At 65.3% G+C, this 16,290-nt stretch carries 18 protein-coding genes; 9 read left to right on the forward strand and 9 right to left on the reverse strand.

Features of this window, described 5'->3' with window-relative positions; genetic code table 11:
• Nucleotides 1–143: 143 nt before the first annotated feature.
• Nucleotides 144–917 (reverse strand): NAD-dependent dehydratase, encoded by a 774-nt coding sequence (locus tag VGR99_RS26735; protein WP_326902686.1) that lies wholly within the window; start codon nucleotides 915–917, stop codon nucleotides 144–146.
• A gap of 101 nt (nucleotides 918–1,018) precedes the next feature.
• Between VGR99_RS26735 and VGR99_RS26740 the strand changes: the two genes are divergently transcribed.
• The gene (locus tag VGR99_RS26740; protein WP_326902687.1) at nucleotides 1,019–2,182 is read left to right on the forward strand and encodes a cytochrome P450; all 1,164 of its coding nucleotides are present in this window, start codon (nucleotides 1,019–1,021) and stop codon (nucleotides 2,180–2,182) included.
• A 290-nt stretch (nucleotides 2,183–2,472) separates the two neighbouring features.
• On the opposite strand, the gene VGR99_RS26745 is transcribed toward VGR99_RS26740, so the two are convergent.
• Nucleotides 2,473–2,733: a hypothetical protein gene (locus tag VGR99_RS26745; protein ID WP_326902688.1), complete on the reverse strand. Its 261-nt coding sequence runs from the start codon at nucleotides 2,731–2,733 to the stop codon at nucleotides 2,473–2,475.
• Nucleotides 2,734–2,752: 19 nt separating this feature from the next.
• Between VGR99_RS26745 and VGR99_RS26750 the strand changes: the two genes are divergently transcribed.
• From VGR99_RS26750 to VGR99_RS26780, 7 genes are all read left to right on the forward strand, one after another.
• The gene (locus tag VGR99_RS26750; protein ID WP_326902689.1) at nucleotides 2,753–3,703 is read left to right on the forward strand and encodes a sulfonate ABC transporter substrate-binding protein; all 951 of its coding nucleotides are present in this window, start codon (nucleotides 2,753–2,755) and stop codon (nucleotides 3,701–3,703) included.
• Between the two features lie 2 nt (nucleotides 3,704–3,705).
• Nucleotides 3,706–3,828 carry a hypothetical protein gene (locus VGR99_RS26755; protein WP_326902690.1) on the forward strand — a complete coding sequence of 41 codons (123 nt, stop codon included), beginning with the start codon at nucleotides 3,706–3,708 and terminating at the stop codon, nucleotides 3,826–3,828.
• Nucleotides 3,829–3,838: 10 nt separating this feature from the next.
• Nucleotides 3,839–4,996, forward strand: coding sequence for an FMNH2-dependent alkanesulfonate monooxygenase (gene ssuD, locus VGR99_RS26760; RefSeq protein ID WP_326902691.1), 1,158 nt, complete (start codon nucleotides 3,839–3,841; stop codon nucleotides 4,994–4,996).
• Nucleotides 4,993–5,799 (forward strand): ABC transporter permease subunit, encoded by an 807-nt coding sequence (locus VGR99_RS26765; protein WP_326902692.1) that lies wholly within the window; start codon nucleotides 4,993–4,995, stop codon nucleotides 5,797–5,799. Before ssuD ends, VGR99_RS26765 begins: the two co-directional genes overlap by 4 nt.
• A gap of 20 nt (nucleotides 5,800–5,819) precedes the next feature.
• Nucleotides 5,820–6,680: an ATP-binding cassette domain-containing protein gene (locus VGR99_RS26770; protein ID WP_326902693.1), complete on the forward strand. Its 861-nt coding sequence runs from the start codon at nucleotides 5,820–5,822 to the stop codon at nucleotides 6,678–6,680.
• A 32-nt stretch (nucleotides 6,681–6,712) separates the two neighbouring features.
• Entirely contained in the window at nucleotides 6,713–7,294 is a 582-nt protein-coding gene (locus tag VGR99_RS26775; protein ID WP_326902694.1) for a flavin reductase family protein, read from the forward strand.
• Nucleotides 7,295–7,379: 85 nt separating this feature from the next.
• Nucleotides 7,380–7,535 carry a hypothetical protein gene (locus tag VGR99_RS26780; RefSeq protein ID WP_326902695.1) on the forward strand — a complete coding sequence of 52 codons (156 nt, stop codon included), beginning with the start codon at nucleotides 7,380–7,382 and terminating at the stop codon, nucleotides 7,533–7,535.
• Between the two features lie 60 nt (nucleotides 7,536–7,595).
• On the opposite strand, the gene VGR99_RS26785 is transcribed toward VGR99_RS26780, so the two are convergent.
• Both VGR99_RS26785 and VGR99_RS26790 read right to left on the reverse strand, forming a co-directional pair.
• Nucleotides 7,596–8,744, reverse strand: coding sequence for a M20 family metallopeptidase (locus VGR99_RS26785; protein WP_326902696.1), 1,149 nt, complete (start codon nucleotides 8,742–8,744; stop codon nucleotides 7,596–7,598).
• A gap of 203 nt (nucleotides 8,745–8,947) precedes the next feature.
• Entirely contained in the window at nucleotides 8,948–10,246 is a 1,299-nt protein-coding gene (locus VGR99_RS26790) for a vanadium-dependent haloperoxidase (RefSeq protein ID WP_326902697.1), read from the reverse strand.
• Nucleotides 10,247–10,587: 341 nt separating this feature from the next.
• Between VGR99_RS26790 and VGR99_RS26795 the strand changes: the two genes are divergently transcribed.
• A complete protein-coding gene (locus VGR99_RS26795) occupies nucleotides 10,588–10,920 on the forward strand; it encodes a GYD domain-containing protein (protein ID WP_326902698.1) in 333 nt (110 codons plus the stop codon).
• A gap of 108 nt (nucleotides 10,921–11,028) precedes the next feature.
• Here the strand turns inward: VGR99_RS26795 and VGR99_RS26800 are convergent, their stop codons facing one another.
• From VGR99_RS26800 to fliF, 5 genes are read right to left on the reverse strand one after another with little or no spacing between them, the layout of a single operon-like run.
• Complete coding sequence (locus VGR99_RS26800) at nucleotides 11,029–12,411, reverse strand: sigma-54 dependent transcriptional regulator (protein WP_326902699.1); 1,383 nt, start codon at nucleotides 12,409–12,411, stop codon at nucleotides 11,029–11,031.
• A 50-nt stretch (nucleotides 12,412–12,461) separates the two neighbouring features.
• A complete protein-coding gene (gene fliN, locus VGR99_RS26805; protein ID WP_326902700.1) occupies nucleotides 12,462–12,809 on the reverse strand; it encodes a flagellar motor switch protein FliN in 348 nt (115 codons plus the stop codon).
• Nucleotides 12,810–12,812: 3 nt separating this feature from the next.
• Complete coding sequence (locus VGR99_RS26810; protein WP_326902701.1) at nucleotides 12,813–13,436, reverse strand: FliH/SctL family protein; 624 nt, start codon at nucleotides 13,434–13,436, stop codon at nucleotides 12,813–12,815.
• A complete protein-coding gene (gene fliG / locus VGR99_RS26815) occupies nucleotides 13,436–14,533 on the reverse strand; it encodes a flagellar motor switch protein FliG (protein WP_326902702.1) in 1,098 nt (365 codons plus the stop codon). The genes VGR99_RS26810 and fliG overlap by 1 nt, the downstream gene beginning before the upstream one ends.
• A 60-nt stretch (nucleotides 14,534–14,593) precedes the next feature.
• On the reverse strand, nucleotides 14,594–16,210 hold the full coding sequence (gene fliF, locus VGR99_RS26820; RefSeq protein WP_326902703.1) for a flagellar basal-body MS-ring/collar protein FliF: 1,617 nt from the start codon (nucleotides 16,208–16,210) through the stop codon (nucleotides 14,594–14,596).
• Between the last annotated feature and the right edge of the window lie 80 nt (nucleotides 16,211–16,290).

The raw sequence follows: 16,290 nt of genomic DNA on the forward strand, positions 1-16,290 counted from the left end.
AGATGCCGTCATCCGGACCGAGGATCGTCGAGGCCCAGTAGCTCCAAGGGTCTTAGCTCCAAGGGTCTTAGCTCCAGGCGTCAGCAGAGCGCCGCGCTGCATCGTCCAGCACGCGCCGCTGTGCAGAGCCGGGGCCGGCGGTGTCAGCTGCCGCCCTCTGCCAGTTGCCCAGCTCCAACGACGTGCGTTCCCGGTTCGCCGGCAACCGCCGCCTCGATGAGCTGCCGAGCCACGTTGGTCACCGAGCTTACACGCGCAACTTGCGGCAACAGGGGAGATGCGAAGGTCAAGACGTTCCGCACTGCGCGCTGTACCGGCCTGCTTTCGGCACGCTCGCCGTCCAGGAAGCCTGGCCGCAGGATCGTCAGGGACGGGAAAGCGAGCGCTCCGATCGCCTCCTCCACCTCGCCCTTCGTCCGTGTGTAGAGAAACAGGGATCGCGGGTCGGCGCCCAGGGACGACACCAGCGCGAACCGACCAACGCCAGCGTCGCGCAGCCGCCGGGCGATCAGCAGCACCAGTTCGTAATCGACCGCTCGAAATGCTGCTGCCGACCCTGCCGCCGCTCGCGTCGTCCCGAGCGCGCAGATTGCGCCGTCGGCTCGCCATTCCTCACCGCCGGCACCAGCAATCAGATCATCGAGCCGAGGATTGGATACCCGCTCCGCGGGCGGCATCGCACGCCGCGTCGGCGCGATGATGCGCGTGATGCGAGGGTCGGCAAGAGCGAGCGTCATCGCGCGGCCGCCAACAAGCCCCGTCGCGCCTACGATGAGCAATGTGGTCATGATCATCCCGTCTTGGATTTGCGGGCCGAGTGTACAGGAACCGGTTGCCACGGCAAATTCGACGCCTGCGTCGCGACGATGAGCCACGGGGAATTCCTTGCCGTCTTGTCCCGTCACCCCGGCTTGCAAGTAAATGCTCCTCTTCCGTCCGTCCCTATCGCTAGGGACAGACGCCGGCAGCGGAGTTCGCTAGTCTGGCCTGAAGCACACAAGCATCAGGGGAGGCTGTCTTGAGCACGGCGCCGCGCATCGACATCGACCCCGCCGCGTTCTGGGCCGATCCCTATCCGATGCTCGCCAGGATGCGGAAGGAGGCGCCGATCGCCTTCGTGCCGCAGCTCGGCTCGACATTGCTCAGCTGCCGCGACGACATCTCGATCTCCGAGAAGCAGATCGACGTGTTCTCCTCGCACCAGCCCGCCGGCCTGATGAACCGGCTGATGGGCCACAACATGATGCGCAAGGACGGCGAGGCGCATCAAATCGAGCGGCGCGCGATGTTTCCGACGGTGTCGCCGAGGACGGTGAAGGCGCACTGGACCGCGCTGTTCCAGGCCCATGCCGACCGCATCATCGACGCGATCACGCCCGGGCGGATCGACTTCATGCGCGACTTCGCGCTGCCGTTCTCCGGCGAGTGCCTGAAGTCGATCACCGGCCTCACCAATATCGGCTTTGGGGATATGGACGCTTGGTCGCAAGGCATGATCGAGGGCATCGCCAATTACGGCGGCGATCCCGCGGTCGAGGCGCGCTGCCGCGCGGCGACGTCAGGCATCGACGCCGCGATCGACGACATCCTGCCGGTGATGCGCAAGCATCCCGACCAGAGCATCCTGGGCGTGCTCCTCGCCTCCGGCATGGCGATGGAGAGCGTGCGCGCCAACGTCAAGCTTGCGATCTCGGGCGGCCAGAACGAGCCGCGCAAGGCGATCGCCGGCACGGTGTGGGCGCTGCTGACCCATCCCGAGCAACTCGATCTCGTGCGCAAGGGCGAGGTGAGCTGGCTGCAGGCGTTCGAGGAATATGCCCGCTGGATCTCGCCGATCGGCATGTCGCCGCGGCGGATCGCAAAGCCGTGGAGCATCCGAGATGTCTCCTTCGAACTGGATGAACGCGTGTTCCTGATGTTCGGCTCCGCCAACCGGGACGAGAAACATTTTGAGCGCGCCGACCAGTTCGACGTGAGACGAGACACGTCCAAGAGCGTCGCCTTCGGCGCCGGCCCGCATTTCTGCGCCGGCGCCTTCGCCTCGCGCGCCATGATCGCCGACGTCGCGCTGCCGACCCTGTTCGCGCGCGCCGGCCGGATCGAGATCGCCAATGACGAGCCGGTGCGGATCGGCGGCTGGGCGTTCCGCGGGCTACAGAATTTGCCGGTGCGGTGGCATTAGCTCGTTAGGTGTCCGTGCTTCGCCCCATCGGGATCGAGGCACACGCCCGCCACACTAACGGTGTCATCGCCCGCCTAGTGCGCAATTGCGCACAGGGGCGGGCGATCCAGTACTCCGAGACAGAAGTGATTGAATCGAGAAGCCGCGGCGTACTGGATGCCCCGCCTTCGCGGGGCATGACAGCGGAGGTCGTGGAGGCGGCTTCGCGCCTCAGCAGTCCCACTCCGCCATGATGCCAGTATGCCCCTGTTTTGCCCGACGGGTCAAAAGAATTTCGGATAATACGTAAGTCATTGTTTTCGCACGCCCCGGCTACTGTGCATGGGGTTGTTTTCGACATTTTGTGTTCGGGCCCCGAGCGCATTGCTCAAAATCCGAGCGGCCCTCACATTCGCGTGCAGAAAAATTCCATCCTCATTCGCTTCGCCGCTTGAAAGATTAATCATGCGCTCCGCCATGCGCGCAGTGCTCGCATCGCTATTTTCCCGAACGTCTCGACAGCTTTCATCACCCGCACCATCATTTGCCGAAACGTGAATGATGACGGCCACGTGTGGCCGGGAGCTTGGAATGCAGCGTCGCGACTTCTTGAAACTGTCTGTTGGAACTGCAGCCGCCGCTGCGTTCGCCTCACGTGCGAATGCGCAGGGCGCGGTGAAGGAAATTCGTATCGGCTATCAGAAGAACGGCGTGCTGGTCATCACGCGCCAGCAGGCCGCCTTGGAAAAACATTTCACGCCGCAGGGCATCGAGGTGAAATGGGTCGAGTTCTCCTCGGGCCCGCCGATGATGGAGGCGATGAATGTCGGCAGCGTCGATTACGGCGCGGTCGGCGATTCGCCGCCGGTGTTCGCGCAGGCCGCGGGCGCTGCGATCGTCTATGCCGCGGGACAGCCGATCACCAACGGCCAGGGCATCCTGGTGCCGAAGGATTCGCCGATCCGCTCCATCGTCGAGCTGAAGGGCAAGCGCGTCGGCTTCACCAAGGGCTCCAGCGCCCACAACATCGTGGTGCAGACGCTGGAGAAGGCCGGGCTCACCTATGCCGACATCACCCCGGTCTATCTGACCCCGCCGGACGCCGGCCCCGCCTTTGCCAATGGCAGCATCGAGGCCTGGGCGATCTGGGATCCGTACTTCGCGATCGGCGAGACCAAGCAGAATGGGCGCATCCTGATCAATGCGCGCGAGGTCACCAAGACCAACTCCTTCTACATCGCCAACCGCGACTTCGCGAAGAACCACGGCGCCATCCTGCAGCAGATCGTCGCCGTCACCACGGCGACCGCCAGATGGGCCGAGCAGCACCGCGACGAGGTCGCCAAATCGCTTGCAGCGGTCACCGGCATTCCGCTTGATATCCAGACCATCGCGGCGAACCGCTCGTCCTTCGTGGTCGGTCCCGTCACCGACGACATCGTCACGACCCAGCAGGGCGTCGCCGACCGCTTCTACAAGCTCGGCCTGATCCCCAAGCCGATCGTCATCCGCGACATCGTCTGGCGCAACCCGGCAGCCTGATCGTGCCGACCAGCCTTCCCACCCACAGGGGTTTGAACATGAGGCGTATCATCCAGCGTCTGATCGCGGCCGTCGTGCTGTCGATCGGCATCGTCGCCGCCGCGGTCGGCACGTCCTACGGCTAGGAGCACAGCCATGAGCAAGAGCAACATCCTCTGGTTCCTGCCGACCCACGGTGACGGTCGCTATCTCGGCACCGGCATCGGCGGGCGCGAGGTCAACTTCAACTATCTGCGCCAGGTCGCCCAGGCCGCCGATCAGCTCGGCTATTACGGCGTGCTGCTGCCGACGGGACGGTCCTGCGAGGATTCCTGGATCGTCGCCTCCAGCGTCGCCCCGGTCACGGAGCGGCTGCGTTATCTCGTCGCCGTCCGTCCCGGCCTGCAATCGCCGACCGTAGCCGCGCGCATGACCGCGACGCTCGATCGCGTCACCAACGGCCGGCTGCTCGTCAACGTTGTCACCGGCGGCGATCCCGTCGAGAACAAGGGCGATGGCATCTTCCTCGGCCACGACGAGCGCTACGAGGTCACCCGCGAGTTCCTCAACGTCTATAGCGATCTGCTCGCCGGCAAGACCGTGACGGTCGAGGGCAAGCACATCCACATCGAGGACGGAAAGCTGCTGTTCCCGCCGGTGCAGTCGCCGCGACCGCCGCTCTATTTCGGCGGCTCGTCGGATGCCGGCATCGACGTCGCCGTCGACGCCGTCGACAAATATCTCACCTGGGGCGAGCCGCCGGCCCTGGTTGCCGAGAAGGTCGCCAAGGTGAAGGCGATCGCGGAAGCGCGGGGCCGCAAGCTCTCCTTCGGCATCCGTCTTCACGTCATCGTCCGCGAGACCAATGAAGAGGCCTGGCGCGCCGCGGGCGAGCTGATCAAGCATGTCAGCGACGAGACCATCGCCACCGCGCAGAGGAACTTTTCGCGGATGGATTCGGTCGGCCAGCAGCGCATGGCGCAGCTCCATGGTGGCAAGCGCGACAAGCTCGAGATCGCGCCCAACCTGTGGGCCGGTGTCGGCCTCGTGCGCGGCGGCGCCGGCACGGCACTGGTCGGCGACGCCGAGACCGTCGCGGCGCGGATCAAGGAGTACCAGGACATCGGCATCGATACCTTCATCATGTCGGGCTATCCGCATCTGGAGGAAGCCTATCGCTTCGCCGAGCTGGTGTTCCCGCGACTCTCGCTCGACCTGCCGAGCAACGTGACCAAGCTCCACTTCAACGGCGGGCCCTTCGGCGAGACCGTCGGCAGCGATTACCGTCCGCAGCACCGGGTGTCGCAATCATGAGCCTGATCGATAGCGTTTCGCTTCCCCGCAGCTTCCGTCTGCCGCGCATCGACGGCCTGGTCCAGTGGATCGTGCCGCTCGCCATCATCGCGATCTGGCAGGTGGCGAGCGTCACCGGCTTCGTGCCGGTGCGTGTCCTGCCGGCGCCGAGCGATGTTGCGCTCGCCGGGTGGAAGCTGCTGCTCTCCGGCGAGCTCATCCGCAATATCTGGGTCTCGTTCTGGCGCGCCTCGATCGGCTTCCTGATCGGCGGCAGCATCGGCTTCGCCTTCGGGCTCGCCAACGGCCTGTCGCAGCTTTCGGCCAAGCTCACCGACACCACGCTGCAGATGGTGCGCAACGTGCCGCATCTGGCGCTGATCCCGCTGGTCATCCTCTGGTTCGGCATCGACGAGAGCGCAAAGCTGTTTCTTGTCGCGCTCGGGGTTTTCTTCCCGATCTACCTCAACACGCTGCACGGGATACGCACCGTCGATCCGCAACTGATCGAGATGGGCCGCATCTACGGCATGACCGACAGCGAGCTGTTTCGCCGCGTGATCTTCCCGGGCGCGCTGCCCTCGATCTTCGTCGGCATCCGCTTCGCGCTCGGCATCATGTGGCTGACCCTGATCGTCGCCGAGACCATCGCGGCGTCCTCGGGTCTCGGTTACATGGCGATGCAGGCGCGCGAGTTCATGCTGATCGACGTCGTCGTGCTCTCGATCCTGATCTACGCGTTGCTCGGCAAGCTCGCCGACAGCGCCTCCCGCGTGCTGGAGCGGGCGACGCTCTCCTGGCACCCCGCCTTCCAGAAACGCTGAGCAGACATACTGGGAATCACATGCAGACAGCTCTTCGTACCTCCCTTCCCGAGACCGAGCTCGCCGGCCGCGCCAATTTCGCCCCTCACGCCCGCGTCGCGCGCGAGGAGCGGCAAGACGAACGCCAAGAAAAACGCCAAGCGCAGACCAGCGGCCTGCCGCTCAGCATCCGCGGCCTGCGCAAATCCTTCGGCAGCAACGAGGTGCTGCGCGGCATCGACCTGCACATCCCCGCCGGCCAGTTCGTCGCCATCGTGGGCAAGAGCGGTTGCGGCAAGAGCACGCTGCTGCGCCTCATCGCCGGTCTCGAAAAGATCGACTCCGGCAGCATCAGTTTTGGTCAGGACGTCCAGCCTGAGGACATCCGCGTGATGTTCCAGGAGCCGCGGCTGCTGCCCTGGGCGCGGGTGCTGTCGAATGTCGAGGTCGGTCTCGGCCGCGATCGCGCATCCGATGATGCGCATGCGCGCGCGGAGAATGCGCTGGGCGAGGTCGGCCTCGCCGACAAGCGCGACCAGTGGCCCTCGGTGTTGTCGGGCGGCCAGAAGCAGCGCGTCGCGCTCGCCCGCGCACTGGTCTCCCGTCCCCGCGTGCTCGCCTTCGACGAGCCGCTGGGCGCGCTGGACGCGCTGACCCGCATCTCGATGCAGCGGCTTTTGGAGCGCGTCTGGCGCGACCAGGGCTTTACCGCGATCCTGGTGACCCACGACGTCGCCGAGGCGGTTGCGCTGGCCGATCGCGTGCTCGTGATCGACGAGGGCCGGATCGCCCATGACGTCACGGTTAACGCGGCCCGGCCGCGCGAGCGCGGCTCCGCCGAGCTGGCCGCGCTGGAAGGCTCGATCCTGAGCCACCTTTTGTCGGCGGACGATCGTACCTAAATACAAGGGAACCCCGGTTAGGGGACCACGCCATGAATGTAGTGCCTCGCGATCTCATGACTGAAATCCCCGTCCCGGCCGCCGATTTCCGCGGCGCCATGCGCCATCTCACCGGCGGCGTCAGCGTCATCACCGCCGGGCGGGGCAAGGACATCACCGGCATGACGGTGACGTCCGTCAGCTCGCTGTCGGTCGACCCGCCGACGCTGATCGTCAGCATCAACCGCGATGCCTCGTCCTTCCCGCTGATCAAGCGCTACGGCGCCTTCGGGGTGAACATGCTGGCGGCCGATCAGCTCGACGTCGCCGAACGTTTTGCCGGCAAGGGCGGCCTCAAGGGCGCCGATCGCTTCGCCGGCAGCCAATGGGTGACGGAGGTCTCGGGCGTTCCGCTGCTGGTCGGCGCCTTGTCCGCGGTCGATTGCGAGGTCGAGGAGATCGTCGAGCGTCACTCGCACGGCATCGTCATCGGCCGGGTCAGGGCTGTCCGAAATTCGACCCGGAACGCGGCGCTGGCCTATTGGCACGGCCAGTATGTGGCGGTGGACCAGGACGAGGATGCGGCCAGGCTCGCCGACGTCAGCGTTCCCGCCCGCGGCCGGCGCGGCGTTTGACCGCCGCCCTCAGGCTGGCCTTTTCCGCCTCATGGCTCTAGAAGCGCCGAGAGCCGTCCCGCCGGGACGGCAACGGAGCGGACCAATGAAGCGCGCTGCGACCTGGGCCTTCTACGCCGTCGGCGCGCTTGCGATCGCCTATCTCGCGCTCTATGCCTATGCGATGTTCTCGGGCCAGCCGATCGTGCCCGGCGATCCCATCCATATCTTCCGCAAGCCGGATGCGCCGAGTTATTCGTGACGGCTTGTGACCGTCATTCCGGGTTCGATGCTTCGCATCACCCCGGAATGACGGTTGATGTCACCCTCGCAAAATCGCCAGCGCCAGCGCCTGTGCGCGCGGCACGATACTGTCGATATCGAGGTATTCCTCCGGCGTGTGCGCGAGCCCGCCGACTGGGCCGAGACCGCAGATGGTCGGCGTGCCGACCGCAGCGGTGAAGCCGGAATCGGCGCAGCCGCCGGAGAATTCGCCCTGCAGGGTGGTCAGGCCGACCTGCCTTGCGGCGGCCTGATAGCCTTCGAAAAGCGCTTTCGAATCCGCGCTCTGCACCACCGGCACGAACTCGCCCTTGATCGTCAGCGTCGCGCTGGTGCCCGGCACGTAAGAGGTTGCGACGATCCTCTCGATCGCGGCCATGATCCGCGCGCGATCGGCGGGATCAACGTAGCGCAGGTCGATCTGGCCTTCTGCGTAAGGTGCCGTCGTGTTGACGGACTGGCCGCCCGAGACGAGGCCGACATTGAGCGTGATGCCCTTGTCGAGATCGGTCAGCGCGTGGATCTTGACGATCTTCTGCGCGAGCTCGCCGATCGCGCTGACGCCGGCGGCGAAGTTGGCGCCGGAATGCGCGGCCTTGCCGGTGATGGCCATGTGCATGAAGATGCCGCCCTTGCGCCCCGTCACGACATTCCCGGTCGGCCGTCCCGGCTCGGAATTGAACACCGCGCGCGCGGCGCGTCCCTCGCGCTCGATTACGGGACGGGAGGAGGGCGAGCCGATCTCCTCGTCGGAGGTGATCAGCACCTTGATCGGATGCGGCGAGCCGCCGAACTTGTGGAAGGCGGTCGCCACGAACACGTTCATGACGAGGCCGGACTTCATGTCGGCGACGCCGGGACCGTAGGCGCGCCCGTCCTTGATGGTGAACGGACGCCGCCCGGCCTCGCCCTTGCCGAACACTGTGTCGCGATGTCCCATCAATAGCACCGGCTTCTCGTTGCTGCCGGGCTTTGCCACTTCGGCATGGATCGCATCGCCGAAGGTGGTATCGCTCTCGCGCCGGCAGGGAATGCCGTGCTCGGCAAAATGCCGCTCGAACCGCGCACCGACCGCATCGACGCCTTCCTTGTCATAGGACCCGGAATCGATGTTCACGACATCGCGCAGCAGATCGATCATCGCCTGCCGCTGCGACGCCAGCCAGTCCGTGATTTGAGCTTGAGACATGTTTATCCTCGCGTGGTTCTCACGCGGGGTTATAGGGCCTGGCGCGGGCGCGACCTAGTCGCCGGATGCGGTGCGGCCATGTGCTGGCCTCCGTAGCCCGGATGAGCGACTTGTCCGCCGTAGCTCGAAGAGCGAAGGCGGAAGCGATATCCGGGTGCCATAAGGCGGGGCTATCCCGCGTAGCCCCGTTCAAAGGCTGCAGCCTAGCGGCTAGGCTGCGCCATCGCTTCCACACCGCGAAGCTGCGTCGTGACCGTCAACGTACCGATCTTTCGACCCATGTCCTTGCCGACTTCGGTCGAGAACCGGTAATGAAAGCCGGCCCAGATGCGGGCGTTGGCGACTTCATCGCTATAGTCCTGGAGGCGCGACCACTTTCGTGTGACACCCGGTGCGGTCGGGCTGGTCAACGAGAATTCGCCGAAATCTCCGACTGCACTCTGGAGCACGGTCGAAATCGTGGCCGAGACGATGCAGTGAGCGCAGGGATATTCCGGGTGCATCGGCGTGTCCCCCAGCGGCAGCCAGGATGGATCGCGAGCCGTCGCCGGATTTGACGTCAGGTCGGCGTTGCGTATGGCCGTGATCGGCCGCCAGAAGTTGTAATGGTACTTCGCGTCAAACACGGCGACGATGGCGTCGTTGCCTGCAATTGACGTCAGCGCGAACAGCCGGGCGCAGTCGACGAGATCCATCTTCTTCGCCGTTGCCGCCTGCCTCACGATGGGATTGTAGGTCCGGGCACCGACGAAGAACCAGAATCGACCGATCGTCGTTTGCTCGGGTGTCCGGGTCGGGCTGCTTCGGCTGCCGACCTCGCGGATCTCGTTGATGTCCCGGGTCCAAACGTCTGAATCGAGCGCCGGCGGCGATCCGGGACGAAATTGCGATCCGGAGGTCATGACCCAGGGCGTGGTCGCGCCCGTGGTCGAGAACAGCGGGACGACGGTCGGAACGTAGGCGCCCGGTGTGGTCAGGGGCCGATAGATTTCCACGGCGGCGCTGCCGTCGTTCGCACGAAGCTCGATGATCTTTGTCGCCGCCTCTTTCCCAAGGTTGATGCCGGCGACCTTGGACTCACTGTCGGCGATCGGCGTCAGGGAGTTCGTCAACGTCGCATCCAGGTCCTGCTTGAGGTCTGGATAGATCGACAGCAGCACATCGTGGGCCGCAACGGCTGCGGCAGCTTCCCGCGACGTCGAGCGGTCCGCGGACAGGGCGAATTTATACGGCGCGTAACGGTGGTCGATCGCGTTGACGGCTTCGAACATTGCGACGTGCATCATGGATAGAGCGCGGCTGTGAGGTGCTGGAAGAATTTGCTTCTCGGTAGCGATCGCATCGGCTTTTGCGTTCCAGTCCATGATCACGTCAGCGCGCGCAAGCGTCACCGGGGCTGCGAGCAGCATAGCGATCATCGACAGGCGGGAGATCGTCCAGGAAGAGGATGTCATAGCTTGCCCTTTCGATTTGAAGGACCCTCGCGAAGGCGGATGCGGCACCTGGCTGACATCACGCCACGCTGCGTCAGGACTCTAGCGATCTCGGCGCATCTTGATTGTGAACTGCTTCACTCGCCGGCTTGCAGTCCAACTACCGGGATGCAGATTGATCACGCTAAGCGGAATAGTCGCGTTACGAATGGGTCGGCTTGACTGACCGTTCGCGCGGCCTTCTGGAGTCGGCTATAGTCCGGACAAGCTGTCCGTTTGGACGTGCCGAAGTCCGTAACTCGATTTTCAAGGCAGCTCACGTGCCGTCGGCAGGCGGTGCCTTGCTCTCGCTTAGGGAGCTCTTTCCAAAACGATATTGATTGTCGCTCTAACCTCGACGGAGAGAAAACATGCCGCTGTTCATCTCGTACGTCTCATACTCAAATGCCGGCATCAAGGGATTGGTCGACAAGCCGTCCGATCGCACCGCGATGATCGCTGGGATGATCGAGAAAGCCGGGGGAAAGCTCCAGGGAGCGTTCATGACCACAGGCGCGCATGACGCGCTGATCGTAGCTGAGTTCCCCGACGGAGCCGATGCTGTCGCCATCGGAATGGCAGCCGCAGCGAGCGGTGCCATCGCCAAGATCGAAACCGTGCGCGCCTGGAAGATGGGTGACTTCAAGAGCATCGCAGAAAAGGCCGCGAAGCTCACGAGCGTCTACGTTCCGCCTGGCAAGTAGCCGGACGTGAACGTCACGCCACGATAAGGTAGGATACTCGAACGCTGTGGCCGGGGCTCGTCCCGGCCATTCGCGCGCCTCACGCGATGAGATCGAAGAGCTGTTTGCTCACCCCATGGCCGGCATGCGCGGATACTCTCCGGGCGTGCCCGCGGGCGTGATCGGAATGCCGCCGTCGGCGTATTCGTTGAGCTTGTTGCGCAGCGTGCGGATCGAGATGCCCAGGATGTTGGCGGCATGGGTCCGGTTGCCGAGGCAATGCTTGAGCGTCTCCAGGATCAGGTCGCGTTCGACGTCGGCGACGGTGCGCCCCACCAGCGCGCGGGTCACCTGCTCGGCGGCCATGGTGGCGTGCGCAACGGCCGGGGCGGTCTTGGCGAGGTCGAGGCGGTCGCCGTCCGGCGTGAGGATCGCATCGGGCCCGATCTCGTCGCCCTGCGCCATCAGCACCGAACGGTGCATGGTGTTCTCGAGCTCGCGGACATTGCCCTGCCAGCGATTGGTCGAGAGCACGCGGCGCGCTTCCGCCGAGATCGGGCGCATCGGCACGCCGTTGGCCTCGGCATATTTCTTCACGAAGTGCTGGGCGAGCTCGAGGATGTCGGCGGGGCGCTCGCGCAGCGGCGGGATCTTGAGGTTCACGACGTTGAGGCGGAACAGCAGATCCTCGCGGAACGTGCCTTCGCGCACGGCTTCGGCGAGATTGCGGTTCGAGGTCGCGATGATGCGGATGTCCACCGGCACGGGCTTGGTGCCGCCGACGCGGTCGATCACGCGCTCCTGGATGGCGCGCAAGAGCTTGGATTGCAGGCGGACGTCCATCTCCGAGATTTCGTCCAGCAGCAGCGTGCCGCCGGTTGCCTCCTCGAACTTGCCGATGCGGCGGGCGATCGCGCCGGTGAAGGCGCCCTTCTCGTGGCCGAACAGCTCGGACTCCAGGAGATGCTCGGGGATCGCGGCGCAGTTGATCGAGATGAACGGGCGCTTGGCGCGGGCAGAGCGGGTGTGGACGTAGCGGGCCAGCACTTCCTTGCCGGTGCCGGATTCGCCGGTGATCATCACCGAAGCGTCGGAGCCTGCGATCTGCTGCGCGAGCTTGATCACGCGCGCCATGGCGTCATCGCGATAGACCAGCTCGCGGGAGTCATTGGCGACGGCAGCCAGCACCGCGGCGATCAGTTCGGGATCCGGCGGCAGCGGGATGTATTCCTTGGCGCCGGCATGGATCGCGGCAACCGCGGCGCGGGCGTCGTTGGTAATGCCGCAGGCCACGATCGGAGCGTGGATGTGCTCGGCTTCGAGCCGCATCACGAGGTCGCGGATGTCGAGGGCGACGTCAACCAGCAGGAGGTCGGCGCCCTTGCCGCCGCGCAGCACCCGCATCGCCTGCTCGTGATCCTCGGCATGGGTTACGGTCGCGCCGTTGTCCATCGCGATCTTGGTGGCAGTGGTGAGCTGGCCTTTCAATGTGCCAACGATGAGAAGCCGCATGTCAGTCTCCTGTCCGTCTGGTCGCGCTGCCGCGCGTCATTCCCTGCGTGTTAGGTGCGTTCGGTCTTGATGATTTCGGTCATGGTCACGCCAAGCTTGTCCTCGACCAGCACGACTTCGCCGCGGGCAACCAGCTTGTTGTTGACGTAGATGTCGATGGCTTCGCCGACGCGCCGGTCGAGCTCCAGCACGGTGCCGGGCCCGAGCTTGAGCAGCTCGCCGACATCCATCTTGGAGCGGCCGAGCACGGCCGAGACCTGCACCGGCACGTCGAACACGGCCTCCAGGTCGGCGGCGGCGCGCGCCGCATATTCGTCCTCGTTGTAGCCGACGTCAGTGGTCGGCGGCATCGGGCCGTTGAGATCGGGCAGCGGGACCTGTCCGTCGGTGTCGCTCATGGCTTAGCTCCCCCTGCGGGACGCGATATAGCGTCCGACCATTTCGTCGATCTTGGTCGCGATGGCGCTGCGCTCCAGCACGACACCGCCATCGGCCCATTCGATCCGGCAGTCGCCGGTGGCAATTTCAGGTTCGGCCAGGATCACCAGCCGGCCCTCGAAGCCGCTCTGCTTGGCCAACCGCTCGATCTTCTCGCGCGCGGCGTCATAGAGCGCGTCGTTGATGCGGACGACGAGATGCGGCGTCGCGACCAGATGCGAGAAGCAATCCTTGACCAGCGCCATGACCTCGCCGAGCGGCTCGGCTGCGACGAGGTCGGCGCAGAGCTTGCGGGCCACCGCGATTGCGACCTCGACCGCCTCGGTCTCCATCCTGGTCTCGATGTTGCCGATGCCGGAGGCAACGCCGCGGATGCCGATGTTGATCTCTTCCATGGCGAGCGCGACGCGGCGGTCGCTCTCGGCCTTGGCTTCGCGCTGCCCGGCGGCAAAGCCATCCTGATAGGCGCGCGCCTCGGCTTCCGCCACCTTCTGCGCGATCTCGGCCGCGGTCGCGGCCTTCTCGCGCGGCGAGCGCTCGGGCGCCGCGAAGTCGGTGTCGAACAGGAATTTTGCCGGAGCGGCCATCAGTACACCAGCTCGTCGTCAGCGCGGTTCTTGGTCAGCATGATCTCGCCCTTGGCGGCGAGGTCCTTGGCGAGATTGACCAGCAGCGCCTGGGCCTCGTCGACGTCGCGCAGACGGACCGGTCCCATCGCGGCCATGTCGTCCTGCAGCATCTTGGCCGCGCGCGAGGACATGTTGCCGAAGAAGAAGTTGCGGACGTCCTCGTTGGCGCTCTTGAGCGCGACACCGAGCTTGTCCTTGTCGACGTTGCGCATCAGCGTCTGGGCCGAACCGGAATCGAGCTTCACGAGGTCGTCGAAGGTGAACATCAGCGCCTTGATGCGCTCGGCGGATTCGCGGTTGTCCTCTTCCAGCGAGGTGATGAAGCGGGTTTCGGTCTGGCGGTCGAAATTGTTGAAGATTTCCGCCATCACCTCGTGGGCGTCGCGGCGGCGGGTCTGCGACAGGTTCGACATAAACTCGGTGCGCAGCGTCTTCTCCACGCTCTCGATCACCTCCTTCTGCACCGCTTCCATCTTCAGCATGCGGTTGACGACGTCGAGCGCGAGCTCCTCGGGGAGGATGCCGAGCACGCGGGCGGCGTGCTCCGACTTCAGCTTCGACAGCACCACGGCGATGGTCTGCGGGTATTCGTTCTTGAGATAGTTGGCGAGAACCTCTTCCTGCACGTTGGAGAGCTTCTCCCACATGTTGCGCCCCGCGGGGCCGCGGATCTCGTCCATGATGCCGTTGACGCGCTCCGGCGGCAGGTACTGCTGCAGCAGCCGCTCGGTGGCGTCGAAATTGCCCATCAGCGCGCCCGAAGCCGACATGCGCGAGACGAATTCGAGCAGCATGTCCTCGACGGTGTCGACCTCGACGGTGCCGAGCGTGGACATTTCCAGCGAGAGCTGGCGGACCTCGTCGTCGTCGAGCAGGCCCCAGATCTTGCCGCCATATTGCTCGCCGAGCGCCAGCATCAGGATCGCGGCGCGCCGCGGGCCGGACAGCTGCCCGGCGCCCTTGCCGCCCTTGGCGCGGTCGCCGGCGCGCTGGCCGAGCGTGGAGATCACGCTGGTGATGTCGTTCGAGTTCGCGTTTTGCAGACTGGCGGCCATGTCAGATCACTTCTTGATGCACTTGGCGTTGCGTTACTTGGCTTTAGTTATTGGCTTCGGTTACTTGGCGGGCTCTGCGAGCCACTGGCGGATGATGGCGACGGTTTCGTTGGGGTTGCGCTCGGCGAGCTCGCCGACGCGGTGAACGGACTGGGCGTGGACCTGGCCCTGAATGGTGGCGACGTCGATCGCGCTGGTGGCACCGCCCGGCAGGAGCTGCTGGCCGCCGGAGGCGGGCGCGGTCTCTTCGGACGCGGCCGGGCCAGTAAGGACGCCGGAGATGGCGGCGGCGACTTCGTCGGAGGCGAGGATGCGCTTGACCAGCGGGCGGATCACCATGAACATCACGACGAGGCCCAGCAGCATCATCACGCCGAGCTCGACGAAGTACATGACGTCGTCCTTGGTGAACTGCAGCATGCCGAGGAAGCCCGAGGGCTCGCCGATCGGGCCGGTGGAGGGCGCGTCGGCGAAGCGCAGATTGACGACCTCAACCTGGTCGCCGCGCTTCTGGTCGAAGCCGATCGCCGAGCGGACCAGGGCTGCGATCCGGTCGAGCTGCTCCTTGGTGCGGTCCGTGTAGGCCAGCTCGCCCTTGTCGTTCTTGCTGTAGATGCCGTCGACCAGCACCGCGACCGAGATGCGGTTGACCCGGCCGGCCTCGGTTACCTCGGTCTTGGTGGTGCGGGAGATCTCGTAATTGTTGGTCTCTTCGGTCTTCTTGCTCTGGTCCTTGGCCGCGACGCCGTTGTTCTGCTGGTTGCCGGGCAGCTCGTTGTTGACGGTGACCTGGCCGTTGTTGTCGGCGGTCATGCTGCTTTCTTCGCGGGTCTGGCTCGAGCGCAGCACGCGGCCCTCGGGGTCGAACTTGTCCGAGGTCTGGGTGATCTTGTTGAAGTCGAAATCGGCGGAGAGCTGGACGCGGGCGCGCCCGGAGCCGACCACCGAGGAGACGATGTCCTCGACCTGCTTGCGCATCCGCTTCTCGAAGGCGGTGCGGCGCTCGTCGCCGAGCGCCTGCTCCGGATCGGTCTGAGCGCCGTCGGCGAGCAGCTGGCCGGCCTCGTCCACGATCGAGACCCGCTGCGGCTTCAGGCCGTTGACGGCGGAGGCGACGAGGTGGCGGATGGCGCGGATCTGCTGGGCTTCGAGCGAGCCGCGGACGCGGACCACGATCGAGGCCGACGGCTCCGGCGCCTCGCGCGAGAACAGCGGGCGCTCGGGCAGCACGAGGTGGACGCGGGCGGCCTGGATGCGGTCGATGGCGCGGATGGTGCGGGCGAGTTCGCCTTCGAGCGCGCGCAGATGATTGATGTTCTGGACGAAGGAGGTGGTGCCGAGCGCGTCCGACTTGTCGAACACTTCGTAGCCGACGCCGCCGCCCTTGGGCAGGCCACCCTCGGCGAGCTTCATCCGCAGGCGGGTGACCTTGTCCTTGGGCACCATGATGATGGTGCCCTCATTGCGGATCTCGAACTGGATGCCCTGGCGCTCCAGGTCCTTGATGATGCTGGACGAATCTTCGACCGAGAGGTCGGTGAACAGCGTCGTCATCTGCGGCGTGGTCACGCGCATGATGACGAACGCGAAAAAGCCGATGAGCGCGGCGGTGACCGCGATCATCGCTCCGAACCGGGCGGCGCCGATACCTTTTAAGAAGTCCGCAAGACCTTGCAAGCAACCGCCCCGACAATTCGACCCGCATTCCAGAGCGGTCGACTGGGCAATTATTGCCTAGGGGATGGTTTCGATATGGT

Source organism: Bradyrhizobium sp., from assembly GCF_035935975.1.
In the GTDB taxonomy this organism is placed as follows: domain Bacteria; phylum Pseudomonadota; class Alphaproteobacteria; order Rhizobiales; family Xanthobacteraceae; genus Bradyrhizobium.

What these genes read in the sequence shown, in the direction of transcription:
- fliG (WP_326902702.1), bottom strand. Translation starts at nt 14,533, where the DNA reads ATGGCCGCCAGTCTGCAAAACGCGAACTCGAACGACATCACCAGCGTG.
- VGR99_RS26775 (WP_326902694.1), top strand. Translation starts at nt 6,713, where the DNA reads ATGAATGTAGTGCCTCGCGATCTCATGACTGAAATCCCCGTCCCGGCC.
- VGR99_RS26785 (WP_326902696.1), bottom strand. Translation starts at nt 8,744, where the DNA reads ATGTCTCAAGCTCAAATCACGGACTGGCTGGCGTCGCAGCGGCAGGCG.
- VGR99_RS26770 (WP_326902693.1), top strand. Translation starts at nt 5,820, where the DNA reads ATGCAGACAGCTCTTCGTACCTCCCTTCCCGAGACCGAGCTCGCCGGC.
- VGR99_RS26750 (WP_326902689.1), top strand. Translation starts at nt 2,753, where the DNA reads ATGCAGCGTCGCGACTTCTTGAAACTGTCTGTTGGAACTGCAGCCGCC.
- VGR99_RS26795 (WP_326902698.1), top strand. Translation starts at nt 10,588, where the DNA reads ATGCCGCTGTTCATCTCGTACGTCTCATACTCAAATGCCGGCATCAAG.
- VGR99_RS26765 (WP_326902692.1), top strand. Translation starts at nt 4,993, where the DNA reads ATGAGCCTGATCGATAGCGTTTCGCTTCCCCGCAGCTTCCGTCTGCCG.
- VGR99_RS26800 (WP_326902699.1), bottom strand. Translation starts at nt 12,411, where the DNA reads ATGCGGCTTCTCATCGTTGGCACATTGAAAGGCCAGCTCACCACTGCC.
- fliN (WP_326902700.1), bottom strand. Translation starts at nt 12,809, where the DNA reads ATGAGCGACACCGACGGACAGGTCCCGCTGCCCGATCTCAACGGCCCG.
- ssuD (WP_326902691.1), top strand. Translation starts at nt 3,839, where the DNA reads ATGAGCAAGAGCAACATCCTCTGGTTCCTGCCGACCCACGGTGACGGT.
- VGR99_RS26780 (WP_326902695.1), top strand. Translation starts at nt 7,380, where the DNA reads ATGAAGCGCGCTGCGACCTGGGCCTTCTACGCCGTCGGCGCGCTTGCG.
- VGR99_RS26810 (WP_326902701.1), bottom strand. Translation starts at nt 13,436, where the DNA reads ATGGCCGCTCCGGCAAAATTCCTGTTCGACACCGACTTCGCGGCGCCC.